The organism is Enterococcus sp. AZ077 (assembly GCF_051714965.1).
Taxonomy (GTDB): Bacteria; Bacillota; Bacilli; order Lactobacillales; family Enterococcaceae; genus Enterococcus_B; species Enterococcus_B hirae.
This window is the reverse complement of record NZ_JBIOSX010000001.1, coordinates 1,324,584-1,339,833: the sequence shown is the minus strand read 5'-3', so window position 1 is coordinate 1,339,833 and position 15,250 is coordinate 1,324,584. Positions and strand designations below refer to the sequence as shown.

Here is a 15,250-nt window from a genome sequence, read left to right as displayed (position 1 = left end):
CTCAACTTCCTTTTTTTATCTTTTATTTTACGTTCAATGTTTTTTCTTTCATTCTGTTTTTTCCATCTTGACACATGTCTAACAAGGGGCAAACTTCACACCGTGGACTTCTTGCCGTGCAATGATAACGACCAAAAAATATTAAAGTGTGGTGAGTCTTGACCCATAATTCTTTTGGTACTTTGCGCATCAGCGTTTCTTCTACTTCTAACACCGAGGCATTCAACTTACAAATCCTTAAACGTTTTGTTACTCTCTCGACATGAGTATCCACAGCAATTGCTGGTATACCAAAAGCATCACCTAAAACAACATTCGCTGTCTTTCGTCCAACTCCTGGAAGAGAAATCAATTCTTCTCTAGTTTGAGGAACTTGACCTGAAAAGCGATCCATCAATTGTTGGGCACATGCTTTGATATTTTTTGCTTTATTGCGGTAAAGACCAATCGTTTTGATCTTAGGGATAATGTCATCAATCGGAGCCGCAGCCAGCTTTTCAGGAGTTGGAAAAGCTTCAAAAAGAGCTGGGGTCGCTTTATTAACTGAGACATCGGTTGCTTGAGCACTGAGTATGACAGCAATCAACAGTTCATAAGGGTTTCGATGTTTTAATTCACCATGTGCTTCTGGGAACATGTCGTACATTTTTGTCAAGGCTTCCATTGTTTTTTGTTTACTTAACATATTATTCCTCCAGCCAATTTTTCAACGTAACTTTTGGCAAGGCTTCTGGTTGTGCGTTAGTGGTTTCCACTTCTTTTTGTAACATTTGTTGTTTTCGTCTTTTTTGATCTTCTTCTACTTGTTGCTTCGTCTTTAAATTTTTGCGTTCCCAAGACAACAAGATTCGATCCACATAGTTAAAACTATACGCTTGATTCAAAACAGCCTCACGTAAAGCAAGTTTCAGAATTTCCGGTTGATAATGATCTTCTTCTAACCATTGACCGATCCGTTGAAATTCGATGGCTGACAATGGGCGACCAAATTCCTGTTCAAATAACTGATAAACAGACTGCACCATTTTTTCTTGACTTAAATCAGCTTGTTTTTGATTTTGACTTTCCAAAAAATTCCCTAAAATTTCATATATAGGATATAGATTGTAACGATCAGCTTGCTTACCATCAATTGTTGCTGTTTCAATTTTAATAAACCCATTACTGATCAAGTGATTTAAAATTTGATAGATACGCTCTTGTTTGACACCCATATCCAACGCAATCGAGTGTAAATCTGGGAAAAAGTCTCCTTCGAGTTGCGCCCTTTGTAATTGCAAAATAAATAAAAACTCTTCTGCTTGTAATCCGATACGATGATAATTTTTTAACAACAAGTTCGATATCGTTGTTTGTCCTGCTTTTAAGTAATTTTCTAAGTTCAACATGATTTTTCCCTCACTTCAAATCCAGTATACGGAAAAAGCTTGTTCGAGGCAAGGTAGCTTTCCTTTACTTCTATATGTTTTTTATTTTTTTGTTTCACTTTTTCACTTTTCGGAATAAATATAATATTCGCTCTATCAAAGAGCATCTGCCGTCGAAAAAAAGCCAGGTTTCTCAATCATCATTCGATTGAAAAACCTGAACTTTTTTTAAATGATTAGAGAACTGCTTATTTATCTTCTTCCGTTTGCAAGACGTAAGGTTCTCCTTCATAAGTATACTCCGTATTGATTGTTCCATCGTTTTCATCTGAATAAACGCGACGACTGAATGGGAAACGATGAGAATTGCCATCTTTTGCTACTTCCCCACTCATTAGATAATAATCCTCTTGTGTTTCATTCAATTGGTTGATTACTTGATCTGCTAATTGATCGATATTGATCGTTTCATCTTTTGCTTCTTTTTTATAATCATCCAGAAATGCTGCTTGTTGTACAAAATATTCTTTTTCCATTATTTGATTGCTCCTTCGTTATCGTTTGACATGATTTTCATCATCCTCTATTTATTTTGTCAGAAAACGAATTGAAAGACAACTTATAGCTTTTATGTCTAAGAATTAAAAGAATACTTTATCTCAAAATAATATTAAATTTTGTCTACTTTGTTATCTATGTACTTATTTAGACCTAAATTTTTTCAAACTACTTCCTCACTTATCCCCTTACAAACCTAGGCATATTAAAAAGACGCTATTTTTTAAATATAGAAAACAGTAATTTTTCAAATTATTTCATTCAATTGATAGACTTGACTATCTATATACTTTCACTTGGATTTGACATCCATTTTACTGTAATAATCAATACAATCGTTTTTTTTGTTATTGCTGACGCTCAGATTTTTATCATCTGATGTCAGTTGTTTTCTTGTATGTAATTCATTTTTCACACTAGCATTTATACTAGCATTTCTTGTTAAATGATGAAGATTCTTACGGATATTTTCTTCATCAAGTATTCCTTTTAAAATCTCCCCCAAGTTTGGTAATTGCCTTTTTGACGAGGTGAACACCTTAAAATTATCAAACGATTGACTTTTTTTGAAAGTAAGCGGCGAACTTGAGTCGTTGATTATACTATTGGTAAAACTTGCTGTAAATTCTCCCTGAGAGTATTCCAAAAAATAATAGGGGTTTTCAGCAATTCTTTTTTCTCGTTGTTCTTTAAGCTCTAAATAAACGTTATATAGATGAGTCAACGCACTGACTTGTTTTTTATTAAATCTCGCTTCTTTTATAAAAGCTTCAAGTAACATCTTACGATTATCTCTGGTATTTCCTACCTTTGGCTTAATTGTTCTACTTTTTAATTCTACTGGTAGTTTTTTTAACCCAGTAGCTATTGTCTCTTGAAAAATAGATTTCTGACTGTTGTAGAGAACGACTCTAAAAGTCCCAAAAAGTTCTTTAACCGTACAATTTGCCATTCCATTATATCCCCTCATACTAAGGTTGAGGTATGTAGGGTCTATTTTTTCTTCGCCTAATTGCTGAATAACTTTTGCTGTATTGCAACGACTATCTTTGTGATGTTCAAATTTTGTCTGGAAAATGATTTTACTTAAAGTACTTAATTTTTCTGGAAGAATCGTTGTGAATACACCTGATGGACGATCACTGTTCGTATCTTCCAATTTATCAATCATCGCTACTAAATAATGTCCTTCTTTTCTATAAAGGATTAATCCAAATACATGATCCTGAATTTTTTTAGTGATATATGCTGGAAAAATTATAAAATCTGTTGGATCATCTTTTTTCATGTTTTCCATCATTTGCTGTAACTCTTTGGGATTTTTCATTTCATAAAATTTAATCGTTCTTTTCAAGGAATCAATGATTGCTGGTTTTTTCTCTCGGTCAATCAATGCTTCCTGTTCATCATTTTCAAGCATTTTAATAAAAGTTGAGAATAACAATTGATAATTTTTTTTTCCTTCTTCACCGACTGCTTTAAAATCTCCTGCATCAGCCAACCCATAAGCTAGTGCCAACAACATATAAGATCGTTCAAACAAGTTCATAACATCACTCCTGATTAGAATAGTTGAATTTTATCATATAAAAAAGAAACAAAAGAATCTTTTTTTCTTATCTTTAGAAAAAAAGATTCTTTTGTTTCGATAATACCCGTTGATACCTTTATGTAAAAAAAAGAGTCCAAGACGAAAATTCGTCTTAGACTCGTTGATAGCTATAAAACGAATAAACAATGTTCAACCATTCGCTGATTGCTTATTGCGCAGTTTCGATTTCGCCCAATGCAGCTTGTGCCAATAGGTTCAAGTAGTTCCATGGACGGTCAAAATGAGGTTGGAAGAAGAAATCAGATAGCGCTAGATCTTCAACGGTCATTTTATTTTGAACAGCCAGTGACATCGTATTTGCTGATTGAGTGATATCATATTTCGACATGAATTGGGCACCGACAATGCGGTTTGTCCCTTTTTCATAAACCAATTCCATCATCACTTTTTCATTTGTTGGCATGAATTCTGGACGATAATTGTCTTCAAAGACCGTTGCTTGGACTTCTAAATTATTCATAGGTGCGCTCTCTTTTGTCACCCCTGTTGAACCAATCGTCCAACCAAATAGGTAAAGTCCAGACGTTCCTTGCGTTCCACGATACGCCATTTTATGTTCAGTCAAGTTATTTCCTACTAATAATCCTTGACGAACTGCGTTAGTTGCCAAAGGAATATAATTTTGGGTACCACTTGGGTTATAACTTACTACAGCAGAATCCCCTGCAGCAAAGATATCTGGATCACTTGTTTGCATGTATTCATTAACTTTGATGGCTCCATTAGGTAACGTATCAACTTTTCCATCAACTAATGTCGTATTTGGTCTAAAACCAACACATAAGATGACCATGTCCGCGTCAAAAGTTTCTTTAGCAGTTGCTACTTGTTTCACTTTACCCTCTTCATCCGCAATAAACTCAGAAACATTTTCACCTAATGCTAGAGTAACTCCACGGTCGACAAGTTCTTTTTCTAATACATCTGTGAATGGTTTATCAAGATATTTATTTAAAATACGATCTAAACCATCAATCAATGTAACTTGTTTACCAGATTCAACAAAAGCTTCGACTAATTCGATACCGATATAACCGCCACCTACGATGACCACCCGTTTGGCATCTTCTGCTTGTGCAATAATTTCATTTGCTTGGTTATAGTTTTTACATAACAAAATATTTTTTGATTCAATTCCTTTGATTGGCGGAATGATTGGCCAAGAGCCAGTAGTCATTACCAATTTATCATAAGAAACTGTTTCAACTTCACCAGTTTTTAGATCTTTGGCTGTCACAGTTTTCTTTTCAGTATCCACGTCAGTTACATCATGTTCCATTTTTACAGTTGCACCTAAAGAATGTAGTTCTTCAGGATTAGAATAGAATAAACCGGCTGGGTCTTTTACTACACCACCCACGTATAATGCGATCCCACATGATAAAAAGGAAATATTATCATTTCGCTCGTACACAGTAACATCCGCTTCTGGGTGATTTTTTAAGATACTTTTAACAGCTGCTGTACCCGCATGCGTGCAGCCAATTACTACAACTTTCATATGTGAATCCCTCCGATTAACGATTTGTCCTTCGACAAGTTTAAATATAGCAAAAATAAAACGGATACAACAGTTTAATGCTTGTGAATTCACAAATTCAACCTTGTTGTTTTCTGTTCATTCTCCTGCGCAATTGCTGATTACTCCACGATTTACTTGTGAAAACAAAAACATATACTATAACCTTTGTGAAAGAAAGAGAAAAAAATAAAAAAAAGTCAGTGATTTGTTTATCAAACTGACTTATTTTTTATTTTTTCATATTTTTATCAATACTTTCAGCAAACTAAATCGCTTGTTCTTTTTGACACTCAGGACAGCGACCATATAATTCCAAACGATGCTCATTGATCTCAAAGTTCGTCAATCGACCAGCTGCCATTTCGATATCCGCTAAATCAGGATAATGAAAATCGACGATCTTTCCACAATTTTCGCATATCACATGATAGTGACGTTTTGAACTAAAATCGAATCGACTAGATGAATCCCCAAATTTCATCTCTTGTACAAAGCCAATTGAAGTAAACAATCTTAAATTGTTATAAACTGTTGCCACACTCATATTCGGAAAACGATCTTCCAGAGCACGATAAATTTCGTCAGCAGTTGGATGTGAATGATGTTCAATCAGATACTCTAAAACTGCATACCTCTGAGGTGAGATCCGTATATTTTCCTTTTTCAATTTTTCGATTGTTTCTTCAACTAATAGTTTATTCTCCATTTTTAACACCCCGCGTTGTTATTCTCGTCCTATCATACTATTTTTACTTTTTAAAATCTACTTTTCATGAAAAGAAATTTCAAATTAATCATAATATTGCGAAAAAAGACGCAATTAAGGAAAAAATCTCCTTAATTACGTCTAAATGTTGTGGTAAGAATTCTTTACATTTCTTGATAAAGAGCTGTTGACAAATAACGTTCTCCGTTATCTGGGACAACCGCTAAGACTTTTTTCCCTTTACCTAACACTTTCGCTTCTGCCAAAGCAGCAGCAATCGCTGCGCCTGATGAAATGCCTACTAAGATTCCTTCTTTTTTTCCAACTTCTCTAGCAGTGGCTAACGCTTGATCCCCTGTTACAGAAACTACCCGATCATAGACGCTCGTATCCAAAGTATCTGGCACAAACCCTGTCCCAATTCCTTGAATTTTATGTGGTCCTGCTTCTTTCCCTTCTAAAATCGCTGATTCGGCTGGTTCAACTCCAATGATTTCAATTGCTGGATAGACTCGCTTCAACTCTTTACCAGCACCAGAAATCGTTCCTCCAGTGCCAATCCCTGCTACAAAAGCATCTAACCCATTCACACCAAACGCCTCTTGAATCTCATGTCCAGTTGTTTTCTCATGGATAGAAGGATTGGCTGGATTTTCAAACTGAAGCGGCAAGAAGTAGTCATTTTCCGCTGCTAAACGTTTCGCTTCTTTGATTGAGCCACTGATTCCATCCTTACCTGGCGTGAGCAGTAATTCAGCACCATAACCTTTCATCAATAAGCGTCGTTCGATACTCATCGTTTCTGGCATCACGATGATCACTTTATACCCTTTAGCTACCCCAACCATGGCTAATCCGATCCCTGTATTTCCTGAAGTCGGTTCGATGATTGTGTCTCCTGGCTTAAGAAGGCCATCCCGTTCTGCTTTTTCAATCATACTTAATGCAATCCGGTCTTTTACGCTACCACCAGGATTAAAAAATTCCAATTTCACATAAACTTCCGCTGAATCTTCTGGAACCAAATGATTAAGCTTAACGATCGGTGTCTGACCAATCAATTCTGTAATCGAATGATAAATTTGTGTCATTTTAAGTTCCTCCTTAATATTTTCTTCTATTCAATGATAATACAACTAAGAAACTTCTGGCGAATAATTCGCCTTTTCAACGTAAAAAAACAGGAAAGCTGCGAAGAGCCTTTCCCGTTTTTATCACTTAATTTAACTAAACGTTTATTTCTTGTCCGACTAATAAGGAATAGTTAGACATCGTCATCCCATTTTTAGCCATTAAGTCATCAACTGACAAACCAAATTTCTGTGCGATATCCCACAAAGTATCACCTGAAACCACTTTATAGGTCTGGCTACCACTTGTTGAAGAGGTAGTTGACGTAGTAGTCGTTGTGGTAGTACTTGTCGTCGTTGTGGTACCAGAAGAAGGCGTATCAAATCGGGTTAAATTATACGTATTAATCAATGAGTTCAATTTTGCTCCGTAACCCGGATCTGTTGCATAACGACCAGTTAGATATGCTGTTGCATCGTAAAAACTCGTGGTATTACTTTTCCAGACACCAGCATAATGATAGTCTCCAGTTGAAAAACTAGTTGAACGCAAAACGTTGGCATGATCTTGCAGAGATTCCCAATAAGAAGAATATTTACGGAAAGGTTCATTCATCGTGACCCATTGTCCATTAAGATATTCCTTTGTAGCCATATAAACGACTTGACCACTATAACTTCCTTTAACTCCGAATAAATTATAGTTTGGCGCACTTGCCAGGCTAGATGTGCCATAAGCACTTTCTAATAAAGCTTGGGCAATCATGACCGATGCATATAAATCATTGTTTGCAGCCACTTCAGAAGCTGCCCAACCGATTTGATTGATGAAAGCTTGTGGATCTGCAGTCGTTTGTGTGACCTGCTCATCTGCTCGTACATTTTGCGGTGCTGCTGTAACCATCATTGGCCCCACTAAAAGAGTTGTCCCCATCAAAGGAGCAATCGCTTTTTTATTGATCACCATGGTTCTTTTATTCTTTTGGTGTCGGGCACTGCGGGTTTTCAGCTCTTGCATTCGAATTCCTCCTCAAAAAAATAAAAAACTCTTGATAAAGTTTCCATCTTTAAACAATCTTAATTAATTAAATTATACTTTTAATTTATGGGAAACTCAAATCAATCTTTACTATTTTTCTTTTTGTAACACGAACGTAATGTTAAAGAAACATTAAGTAATATTAAACACGAATCATTATTCTAATTTTCTACTACAAAAAAAGAACATCTGAAAATAGTCTCCTTTTTTCAGATGTTCTTAAACGTTTGTCGTAAAACTTCTTTAACTCATTTTATAATTGGTTGAAAGTTGCTACAACATTTTCCACAGTGAAACCAAATTCTTCAAGAATTTTATTTCCTGGAGCAGAAGCACCAAAATGATCGATCGTGATAGTTGTTCCTTCTGTCCCAACATAGCGTTCCCAACCAAATGAAGCTGCTGCTTCAATAGCAACTCGTTTTGTTACGGCTTTTGGTAAGACGCTTTCTTTGTATTCTGCAGATTGTTTTTCAAATAAATCGAAACTTGGCATTGAAACGACTGAAACATCTTTTCCAGCTGCTGCCAATTCTTTTTGTGCTTTGACTGCTAGATCCACTTCAGAACCAGTCGCGATCAAGATACCTTCTGGTGTTTCTCCTTGAGCTGGTGATAGTACATAAGCTCCTTTTTTCACCATTTCGTCTGCCACTTCTTTCGTTGATGGCAGAACTGGAAGATTTTGACGACTTAAAACCAAGATCGTTGGTGTATCAGTCGATTCCATTGCTACTTTCCAAGCAGCGCGTGTTTCATTCCCATCGGCTGGACGAATCACGTGAACACCTGGCATACATCTTACAGACGCTAATTGTTCGATTGGCTCATGTGTTGGTCCATCTTCACCAACCGCCACTGAATCATGTGTCAACACGTAGATGACCGGTGTATTTTGAATAGCTGCTAAACGGACTGCTGGACGTAAGTAATCAACGAAAACAAAGAATGTGCCGCCATAGATACGAGTTCCGCCATGAAGCTGGATACCGTTCATCGCAGCTGCCATCGCAAACTCACGAACGCCAAACCAAATATTACGACCTTCATAATGTTCTGGAGTAAAGTCTTTGTCCGCAGTGACCATCGTATTATTCGAACCTGATAAGTCCGCTGATCCGCCCCAGAAACTTGGGATTGCTTTTGATAACTCTTGAATCACTTCTTTGCTTGAAACCCGGCTAGCTTGACTTTCGCCTACTTCATAAGAAGGTAATTCAGCATCCCAGTCAGCTGGAAGTTTTCCAGCAAACGCATCTTCAAATTGTTGAGCTAATTCTGGATAAGCATGTTTATAGTTTTCAAACATTTCTTTCCATTCATTTTCAGCTTTTTGCCCTTCTTCAACCATTGTTTGGTGGAATCTTTCAGCTACTTCTTCTGGAACTGTGAAATCAGGATACTCCCAACCATACACTCCTTTAGCCATTTTAATTCCATCATCGCCAATTGGTGCCCCATGGACAGCAGAAGTTCCTTCTTTAGGAGCTCCGTAGCCGATCACTGTTTTGACTTCGATCAATGTTGGTTTTTCAGTTTCAGCTTTTGCTTCTTCGATCGCTTGATTGATGGCTTCTAAATCATTTCCATCTTTAACCAAAATATGTTGCCAGCCATAAGCTTCATAACGAGCTCCTACATTTTCAGTGAAAGCTTTTGAAGTAGGACCATCTAATGAAATATCATTTGAATCATACAATACGATCAATTTACCTAATTTCATGTGAGCAGCCATTGAACTTGCTTCTTGCGAAACGCCTTCCATCAAGTCGCCGTCGCCACAAAGAGAATAAGTATAGTGATCTACCACTTTGAAGTTTTCTCTGTTATATGTTGCTGCCAAGTGAGCTTCTGCCATTGCCATACCTACAGCCATAGCGATTCCTTGTCCTAACGGTCCAGTTGTTGCTTCTACTCCGTCAGTATGATTGACCTCTGGATGTCCAGGTGTTTTTGAATCCCATTGACGGAATTGTTTTAAGTCATCGATTGTGACTTGATAACCTGATAAATGTAGTAAGCTGTATAACATTGCCGAACCATGTCCTGCGGATAAGACAAAACGGTCACGGTCAACCCAATTTTTTGAAGTCGTTGGGTTCACTTTCAAATGTTTCGTCCAGAGTGCATATGCCATTGGGGCTGCCCCCATTGGTAACCCTGGGTGTCCAGAATTTGCCTTTTGAACTGCTTCAATACTTAATGTACGGATCGTGTTAACGCCAAGTTGGTCGATTTTGTCGAACAAAATAACCCCTCCTATTAATTTAGGTTTTTTTTACCTTTATTTCTTACTTACTAATTTTATTAGATACGTCTCGAAAAAGCAATGTTTTTTAGTAATTATTACTGAAACTTATTTCCTCGACGATGTAAGCCTTTTTCACGTTGGATTTCTTTCAATTTTTCTGGAGTGACATCGTTACCTTCTGGATCAATGATTTTCATCCCTTCGATATGGTGTCGCATCCCAGAACGAAAAGCAGACAGATACTCTTCTCTTAACGCCAATTGTTCTTTTTCTTCGTCAGCTGTTAAGCCTTCTGTTTTCTTTTTTTGGGCCAGTTCGTTGATGCGGGTAATTTTTTCCGGTGATAACATAGCAAGTCCTCCTTTTTACTCTACTTCATATTATATAAAAATCACGAAAAAAACAACTAGTATAAAATATTTTAAATACGAACATTTGTTTGAAAGAAGTAGTTTTATGTGGTACTATTTAATTATTAATTGAAAGAAGGTGTACTCTGTGGCCCGACAAACCGAAACCAGACAAATCGAAGTCTTACGATATATCCACGAGCAAGTTTCCCAAAAAGGCTACCCACCAACTGTTCGGGAGATTGGAGAAGCGGTTCAGCTTTCTTCTACCTCCACAGTTCACGGTCATCTTGCACGATTGGAAAAAAAAGGATTTATTCAACGTGACCCTACGAAACCACGTGCAATCGAATTAACAAAACAAGGATTAGCCAAAATAGGGGTAAAACCTTCCACGATTCCAGTGCTTGGTGTGGTCACTGCAGGTGAACCGATTTTAGCAGTTGAAGATGCGTCCGATTTCTTTCCGATCCCTCCTAACCTTTCTTCTGAAGATGGAAGCTTGTTCATGTTGACGATCCGCGGAGAAAGTATGATCAATGCAGGAATTTTAGACGGAGATAATGTAATTGTCCGTAAACAAGAAACTGCCCAAAACGGGGATATCGTGATTGCAATGACTGCCGAAGATGAAGCGACTTGTAAACGATTCTATAAAGAAAAAAATCATTTTCGTTTACAACCGGAAAACGATCTTCTTGAACCGATCATTTTAGATCAAGTCTCTATTTTAGGTCGAGTCGTTGGGCTCTACCGCAGTCATATCTATTAAAGACGATTCTTTTGACTAGACTTAAGTGAAGGTCTTACTCGCATACTCATTTATTTGCAGTAACTGCTATATCTATCAATAAAGACTGAAAAACCCGGGGCAACGTGTCTCGGGTTCTTTAATGGGCATTAAGATGGATAAACGATGATTAAGTGTCCATAAACGGCCGGAGTTGTTTCTCTTGTGCTTTCCTCACTCCTTAAATAAAATGCACCGATCTCCTACTTTTTTGTCGATCTTTGTCGTATTTCCATTTCGATTTTTTTCATTTGGTACCACTACAATCGTCATTTACCTACCATGATCTGTGGCATGATTTAGATCAAATACCGCTAACTGCTTTGAATACGGTGAATAAGCAAATGACCTGTGCTGGTTTAAAAAAATTCTGAGTATTACACACATAGATTTCGATCTTTTTTGTTCTTCCCTCTTTACAAAACGAACAAAAGTTCGTATACTAATTATACGAACTTTTGTTCGCATAAAATAATGAGGTGAGAAATCATGAAATCAATGAGACGTCTTGGCTTAGTATTAATGGTATTATTTTTAGGCATTATTATTGGTAATTTTGGTATGCGTACAGCATTGTTGATCTTTGTTCCGTTGTTTGCTTTATGGTTTATGTTGTGGGATGAAAAGAAATACCGTCAGTCTGAACGGCGTCGGATTCATGATGACACTTTTTATCCAGACTCCTATTATCGATCGAGACACTCTTGATCTTGACCCATAAAGAATCCTGAATAACGAAATAAAAAAAAACACATATGTAAGAGTCAAAAAACGGCTCATGCACAAAAAAGTAGTCGATTGTTCCCCCCATCAAAAAACAATTGACTACTTTTACAAATACACCTGCACAAACTAAAAATAGTGAGCAAGCGTGCTTAGGATTGCTTCACAAAAAAGAGAGTGGGACAATTAGTCAGAAAAAATCTGATTAACGTCCCACTTCTTTTTACATTTATTTTTAATGTTTATTAAGCAAAAAATCGTTTAATATTCCATCAAGGTGATCATATCATATCCTTCGATTTTTTCACGACCATCTAAGTCCATTAGTTCGATCAAGAAAGCACAGCCAACAACGACACCGCCCAATTTTTCTACTAATTCGATCGTTGCTTTGATCGTTCCCCCTGTAGCCAATAAGTCATCACAAATCAAGACTCTTTGTCCAGGTTGGATCGCATCTTTATGGAGTGTCAATGTATCTGTACCGTATTCCAGTCCGTAAGTTACTTCGATCGTTTCACGAGGCAACTTCCCTTTTTTACGTACAGGTGCAAATCCAACTCCTAATTCGTAAGCTACAGGACAGCCAACGATGAATCCTCGCGCTTCTGGTCCTACAACCATATCGATTCTTTTTTCTTTCGCATAATCTACGATCTGTTTCGTTGCTTCTCTGTAGGCATCTCCATCAGCCATAAGGGGCGAGATGTCACGAAAAATAATTCCTTTTGCTGGATAATCAGGAATACTTGCAATATATTTTTTTAAATCCACTATTTGTCTCCTCCTAGGTTGTTAACCTTTTTTTAATAGAGGGAATATCACTTAACAATAAGAATTCCTCTACTTTGATTTTTTTTATTCGTTGCTGATAACGCACGCTATCAGTCAACGGATGACTTTTGGGATTAGCGATCTTTTGCAAAACGCCATCTTCTATTGTAACAAATTTCAATTCAAAAAACACCTGAATCATAAAAATTAATAATTTTTGTGGTATTTTTAGATATTGAGCAATTGAGCCTAATTTATAGCGAATATCTATTTTTTCTTGTGTATGGATTAGTTTGAACAATTTGGCATATTGTTCTCTTGATCCAACTCCATTCAAATAAGCTTCTTCATAAGAAATCCCTAATAAGTACATTCGATCGAAAGAACCAAAGGCAAGGATTTCTTTTAATATTTCTAAATCATTTGGACAATCAACTACCAGCAAGGAATGATATGAATTATCGTGGATCAACTGCTTGATATGTTCCATACTTTCGAACACGTGGACATTGTCTGTAGCCAGTCCAGAGATTTCTTTTAAAGAAGAGCGATCAAACGCAAGATACAATGTTTGTGGATCAACCTTCGTTAACTGACGGTATCTCTTTGAACGCCAATCAAAAATTTGAAATCCATCAACAACAAAGTCTGATACCAGCAATTGCGGTTTTTTCCGACCGTTCCATTCATTGATAGCTAATTTCCCAACGATATCCACTGGATTATTTAACAGCTCAGCTTCTTGGTCACCAAAACCAAATGCTACCGCATCTAACGGACTAGCTTCTTCCATCAATGTTAACTTCAAATGTTGCTGACTCGTACCAATTCTTTTCACATTTTCAGCCAAGATTTGGCGAAACAGAAAGTGAGGTACCGCATTGTCTGTACCATATGGTGCAAGTAACTTTAATTCATTAAGCAATTCAATGGTTACATCTTTGGGTGTAAGGACTTCGTCGATCGGTAAAGCTGCGCCTTTTGTCAAATCTATTTTTTGTTCGGAAACATACTGATTCATTCGTTTTTGTAATTCTTGAAGATTATCACTAGGCATCGTTAACCCTACAGCAGCATGGTGTCCTCCAAAGAAAGTAAATAAGTCACGCATCGCATCTAACATTTCATATAGATTCAGGGCTTCGACACTTCGGCCAGATCCTTTCGCTGTACCATCTTCTTTGATCGTTAAGACGATCGTCGGTTTACCAGTGGCATTCATCAGTTTACCAGCTACGATCCCCAACACTCCCTCATGCCACCCAGGATGGGCAAGAAGGTGGATCTGATTCGTTTCATCAATCATTTCCAATGCTTCTTGGGTAATTTTTTCAACGACTGCTTTTCTTTCTTCATTGATCGTGTTGAGTTTTTTGGCATACGTGAGTGCCGCTTCCTCATCAAAGGTAGCTAGCATCTCGACAGCTGGATTAGGATCACCCATTCGGCCAATCGCGTTGAGCCGAGGGGCAATTGAAAAGCCGATGGTCGTTTCATCTGCTTCTTTCATAGAGACGCCACTTTCATTAAATAAAGCTTGTAAACCGATCCGTTCGGTTTCTTTGATCGTATCTAATCCTAAAGCAACAAGTGTGCGATTTTCGCCTGTCATTGATACTAAGTCTGCAATCGTTCCAATCGCCACTAGATCTAAAAATTCAGCAGGAGGTTCTTCTAATAATGCTGTTGCCACTTTAAAAGCTACTCCGACACCTGCTAGATCAGGAAACGGATAATTCCCTTGTGGATGTCGTGGATGAACGATAGCGTAGGCTTCAGGTAATTCACTGGGCATTTCATGGTGATCTGTGATGATTACATCAACACCTGCTTGTTGCGCATAAGCTACGGCATCGTGACCAGCCACACCATTGTCCACTGTAATGATCAATTGCGCACCTGCATCGATTTTTTCTTGATAAACGGCTTTGTTTGGTCCATAGCCATGGATAAAACGATTGGGTAAAAATGTTTCGACATTGGCGCCGAGTAGCTCCAATGTTTCTTTCATCACTGTCGTACTTGTAATCCCATCTGCATCGTAGTCACCATAAACGACTATTTTTTCACCATTGATCACCGCTTCTTGGATTCGACTGATGGCTTTATCCATGTCATGTATTAAGTAAGGATCATGCAATTCTTGATGTTTGGGATTCAAAAATTCTTTTACTTTCTCTACATCACGATAGCCTCGTTGCCAAAGTAATTTGCCAATAAAAGGCGATAGATTCTCTTGCTTTATACTTTGAAGAAACATTTCAGTCGGTTCTGATTCACTTAATTGCCAATCATAATTTGCTTGTCTCACTTGCTCACCCCTAACCTAGTTATTATAGCAAACGAAAAGTTTAAAAAAAAGAAGAAAGATAGCCACAAACACATTAAAATGGTCTTCAAAAAGTCGTTACGCACTTTTTGAAGACCATTTGACAAACCCGAAACTCAGCCTTTTACCTCTCAGCCAAATGTAACAATGGTTCCTGCC

The 15,250-nt window shown here is 37.3% G+C and carries 14 protein-coding genes; 2 read left to right on the top strand and 12 right to left on the bottom strand.

The window, feature by feature from the left end:
* Positions 1 to 22: 22 nt before the first annotated feature.
* The 10 genes from nth to IGL28_RS06115 all read right to left on the bottom strand — a co-directional run bounded on the left by nth (position 23) and on the right by IGL28_RS06115 (position 10,475).
* Positions 23 to 685: an endonuclease III gene (gene nth / locus IGL28_RS06160; RefSeq protein ID WP_010737512.1), complete on the bottom strand. Its 663-nt coding sequence runs from the start codon at positions 683 to 685 to the stop codon at positions 23 to 25.
* Position 686: 1 nt separating this feature from the next.
* A complete protein-coding gene (locus tag IGL28_RS06155) occupies positions 687 to 1,388 on the bottom strand; it encodes a DnaD domain protein (protein ID WP_010737511.1) in 702 nt (233 codons plus the stop codon).
* A gap of 227 nt (positions 1,389 to 1,615) precedes the next feature.
* On the bottom strand, positions 1,616 to 1,903 hold the full coding sequence (locus IGL28_RS06150; protein ID WP_010719249.1) for a DUF5960 family protein: 288 nt from the start codon (positions 1,901 to 1,903) through the stop codon (positions 1,616 to 1,618).
* A gap of 314 nt (positions 1,904 to 2,217) precedes the next feature.
* The gene (locus tag IGL28_RS06145) at positions 2,218 to 3,474 is read right to left on the bottom strand and encodes a hypothetical protein (RefSeq protein WP_053766071.1); all 1,257 of its coding nucleotides are present in this window, start codon (positions 3,472 to 3,474) and stop codon (positions 2,218 to 2,220) included.
* Between the two features lie 211 nt (positions 3,475 to 3,685).
* The gene (locus tag IGL28_RS06140; protein ID WP_010737508.1) at positions 3,686 to 5,038 is read right to left on the bottom strand and encodes an NADH oxidase; all 1,353 of its coding nucleotides are present in this window, start codon (positions 5,036 to 5,038) and stop codon (positions 3,686 to 3,688) included.
* Between the two features lie 286 nt (positions 5,039 to 5,324).
* The gene (locus tag IGL28_RS06135) at positions 5,325 to 5,765 is read right to left on the bottom strand and encodes a Fur family transcriptional regulator (protein WP_081129021.1); all 441 of its coding nucleotides are present in this window, start codon (positions 5,763 to 5,765) and stop codon (positions 5,325 to 5,327) included.
* Positions 5,766 to 5,929: 164 nt separating this feature from the next.
* On the bottom strand, positions 5,930 to 6,856 hold the full coding sequence (gene cysK, locus IGL28_RS06130; protein WP_010719255.1) for a cysteine synthase A: 927 nt from the start codon (positions 6,854 to 6,856) through the stop codon (positions 5,930 to 5,932).
* A 136-nt stretch (positions 6,857 to 6,992) separates the two neighbouring features.
* Positions 6,993 to 7,853, bottom strand: a complete 861-nt coding sequence (locus IGL28_RS06125) for a glucosaminidase domain-containing protein (RefSeq protein ID WP_034697803.1) — start codon at positions 7,851 to 7,853, stop codon at positions 6,993 to 6,995.
* A 274-nt stretch (positions 7,854 to 8,127) separates the two neighbouring features.
* The gene (tkt, locus tag IGL28_RS06120) at positions 8,128 to 10,122 is read right to left on the bottom strand and encodes a transketolase (RefSeq protein ID WP_010737506.1); all 1,995 of its coding nucleotides are present in this window, start codon (positions 10,120 to 10,122) and stop codon (positions 8,128 to 8,130) included.
* 98 nt (positions 10,123 to 10,220) lie between these two features.
* On the bottom strand, positions 10,221 to 10,475 hold the full coding sequence (locus tag IGL28_RS06115) for a DUF896 family protein (protein ID WP_081129020.1): 255 nt from the start codon (positions 10,473 to 10,475) through the stop codon (positions 10,221 to 10,223).
* Positions 10,476 to 10,623: 148 nt separating this feature from the next.
* Between IGL28_RS06115 and lexA the strand changes: the two genes are divergently transcribed.
* The gene (gene lexA, locus IGL28_RS06110; protein ID WP_010719259.1) at positions 10,624 to 11,247 is read left to right on the top strand and encodes a transcriptional repressor LexA; all 624 of its coding nucleotides are present in this window, start codon (positions 10,624 to 10,626) and stop codon (positions 11,245 to 11,247) included.
* Positions 11,248 to 11,754: 507 nt separating this feature from the next.
* Positions 11,755 to 11,973 carry a hypothetical protein gene (locus IGL28_RS06105; RefSeq protein WP_010719260.1) on the top strand — a complete coding sequence of 73 codons (219 nt, stop codon included), beginning with the start codon at positions 11,755 to 11,757 and terminating at the stop codon, positions 11,971 to 11,973.
* A 276-nt stretch (positions 11,974 to 12,249) separates the two neighbouring features.
* On the opposite strand, the gene IGL28_RS06100 is transcribed toward IGL28_RS06105, so the two are convergent.
* Positions 12,250 to 12,762 carry an adenine phosphoribosyltransferase gene (locus tag IGL28_RS06100; protein ID WP_010719261.1) on the bottom strand — a complete coding sequence of 171 codons (513 nt, stop codon included), beginning with the start codon at positions 12,760 to 12,762 and terminating at the stop codon, positions 12,250 to 12,252.
* 13 nt (positions 12,763 to 12,775) lie between these two features.
* Positions 12,776 to 15,073 carry a single-stranded-DNA-specific exonuclease RecJ gene (recJ, locus tag IGL28_RS06095; protein WP_081129018.1) on the bottom strand — a complete coding sequence of 766 codons (2,298 nt, stop codon included), beginning with the start codon at positions 15,071 to 15,073 and terminating at the stop codon, positions 12,776 to 12,778.
* Positions 15,074 to 15,250: the final 177 nt, after the last annotated feature.

Bases quoted from the DNA above. Each gene is read 5' to 3' on its own strand.
- IGL28_RS06105 (WP_010719260.1), top strand. From the start codon at position 11,755: ATGAAATCAATGAGACGTCTTGGCTTAGTATTAATGGTATTATTTTTA.
- IGL28_RS06155 (WP_010737511.1), bottom strand. From the start codon at position 1,388: ATGTTGAACTTAGAAAATTACTTAAAAGCAGGACAAACAACGATATCG.
- IGL28_RS06140 (WP_010737508.1), bottom strand. From the start codon at position 5,038: ATGAAAGTTGTAGTAATTGGCTGCACGCATGCGGGTACAGCAGCTGTT.
- IGL28_RS06115 (WP_081129020.1), bottom strand. From the start codon at position 10,475: ATGTTATCACCGGAAAAAATTACCCGCATCAACGAACTGGCCCAAAAA.
- IGL28_RS06150 (WP_010719249.1), bottom strand. From the start codon at position 1,903: ATGGAAAAAGAATATTTTGTACAACAAGCAGCATTTCTGGATGATTAT.
- IGL28_RS06145 (WP_053766071.1), bottom strand. From the start codon at position 3,474: ATGAACTTGTTTGAACGATCTTATATGTTGTTGGCACTAGCTTATGGG.
- nth (WP_010737512.1), bottom strand. From the start codon at position 685: ATGTTAAGTAAACAAAAAACAATGGAAGCCTTGACAAAAATGTACGAC.
- cysK (WP_010719255.1), bottom strand. From the start codon at position 6,856: ATGACACAAATTTATCATTCGATTACAGAATTGATTGGTCAGACACCG.
- IGL28_RS06125 (WP_034697803.1), bottom strand. From the start codon at position 7,853: ATGCAAGAGCTGAAAACCCGCAGTGCCCGACACCAAAAGAATAAAAGA.
- IGL28_RS06135 (WP_081129021.1), bottom strand. From the start codon at position 5,765: ATGGAGAATAAACTATTAGTTGAAGAAACAATCGAAAAATTGAAAAAG.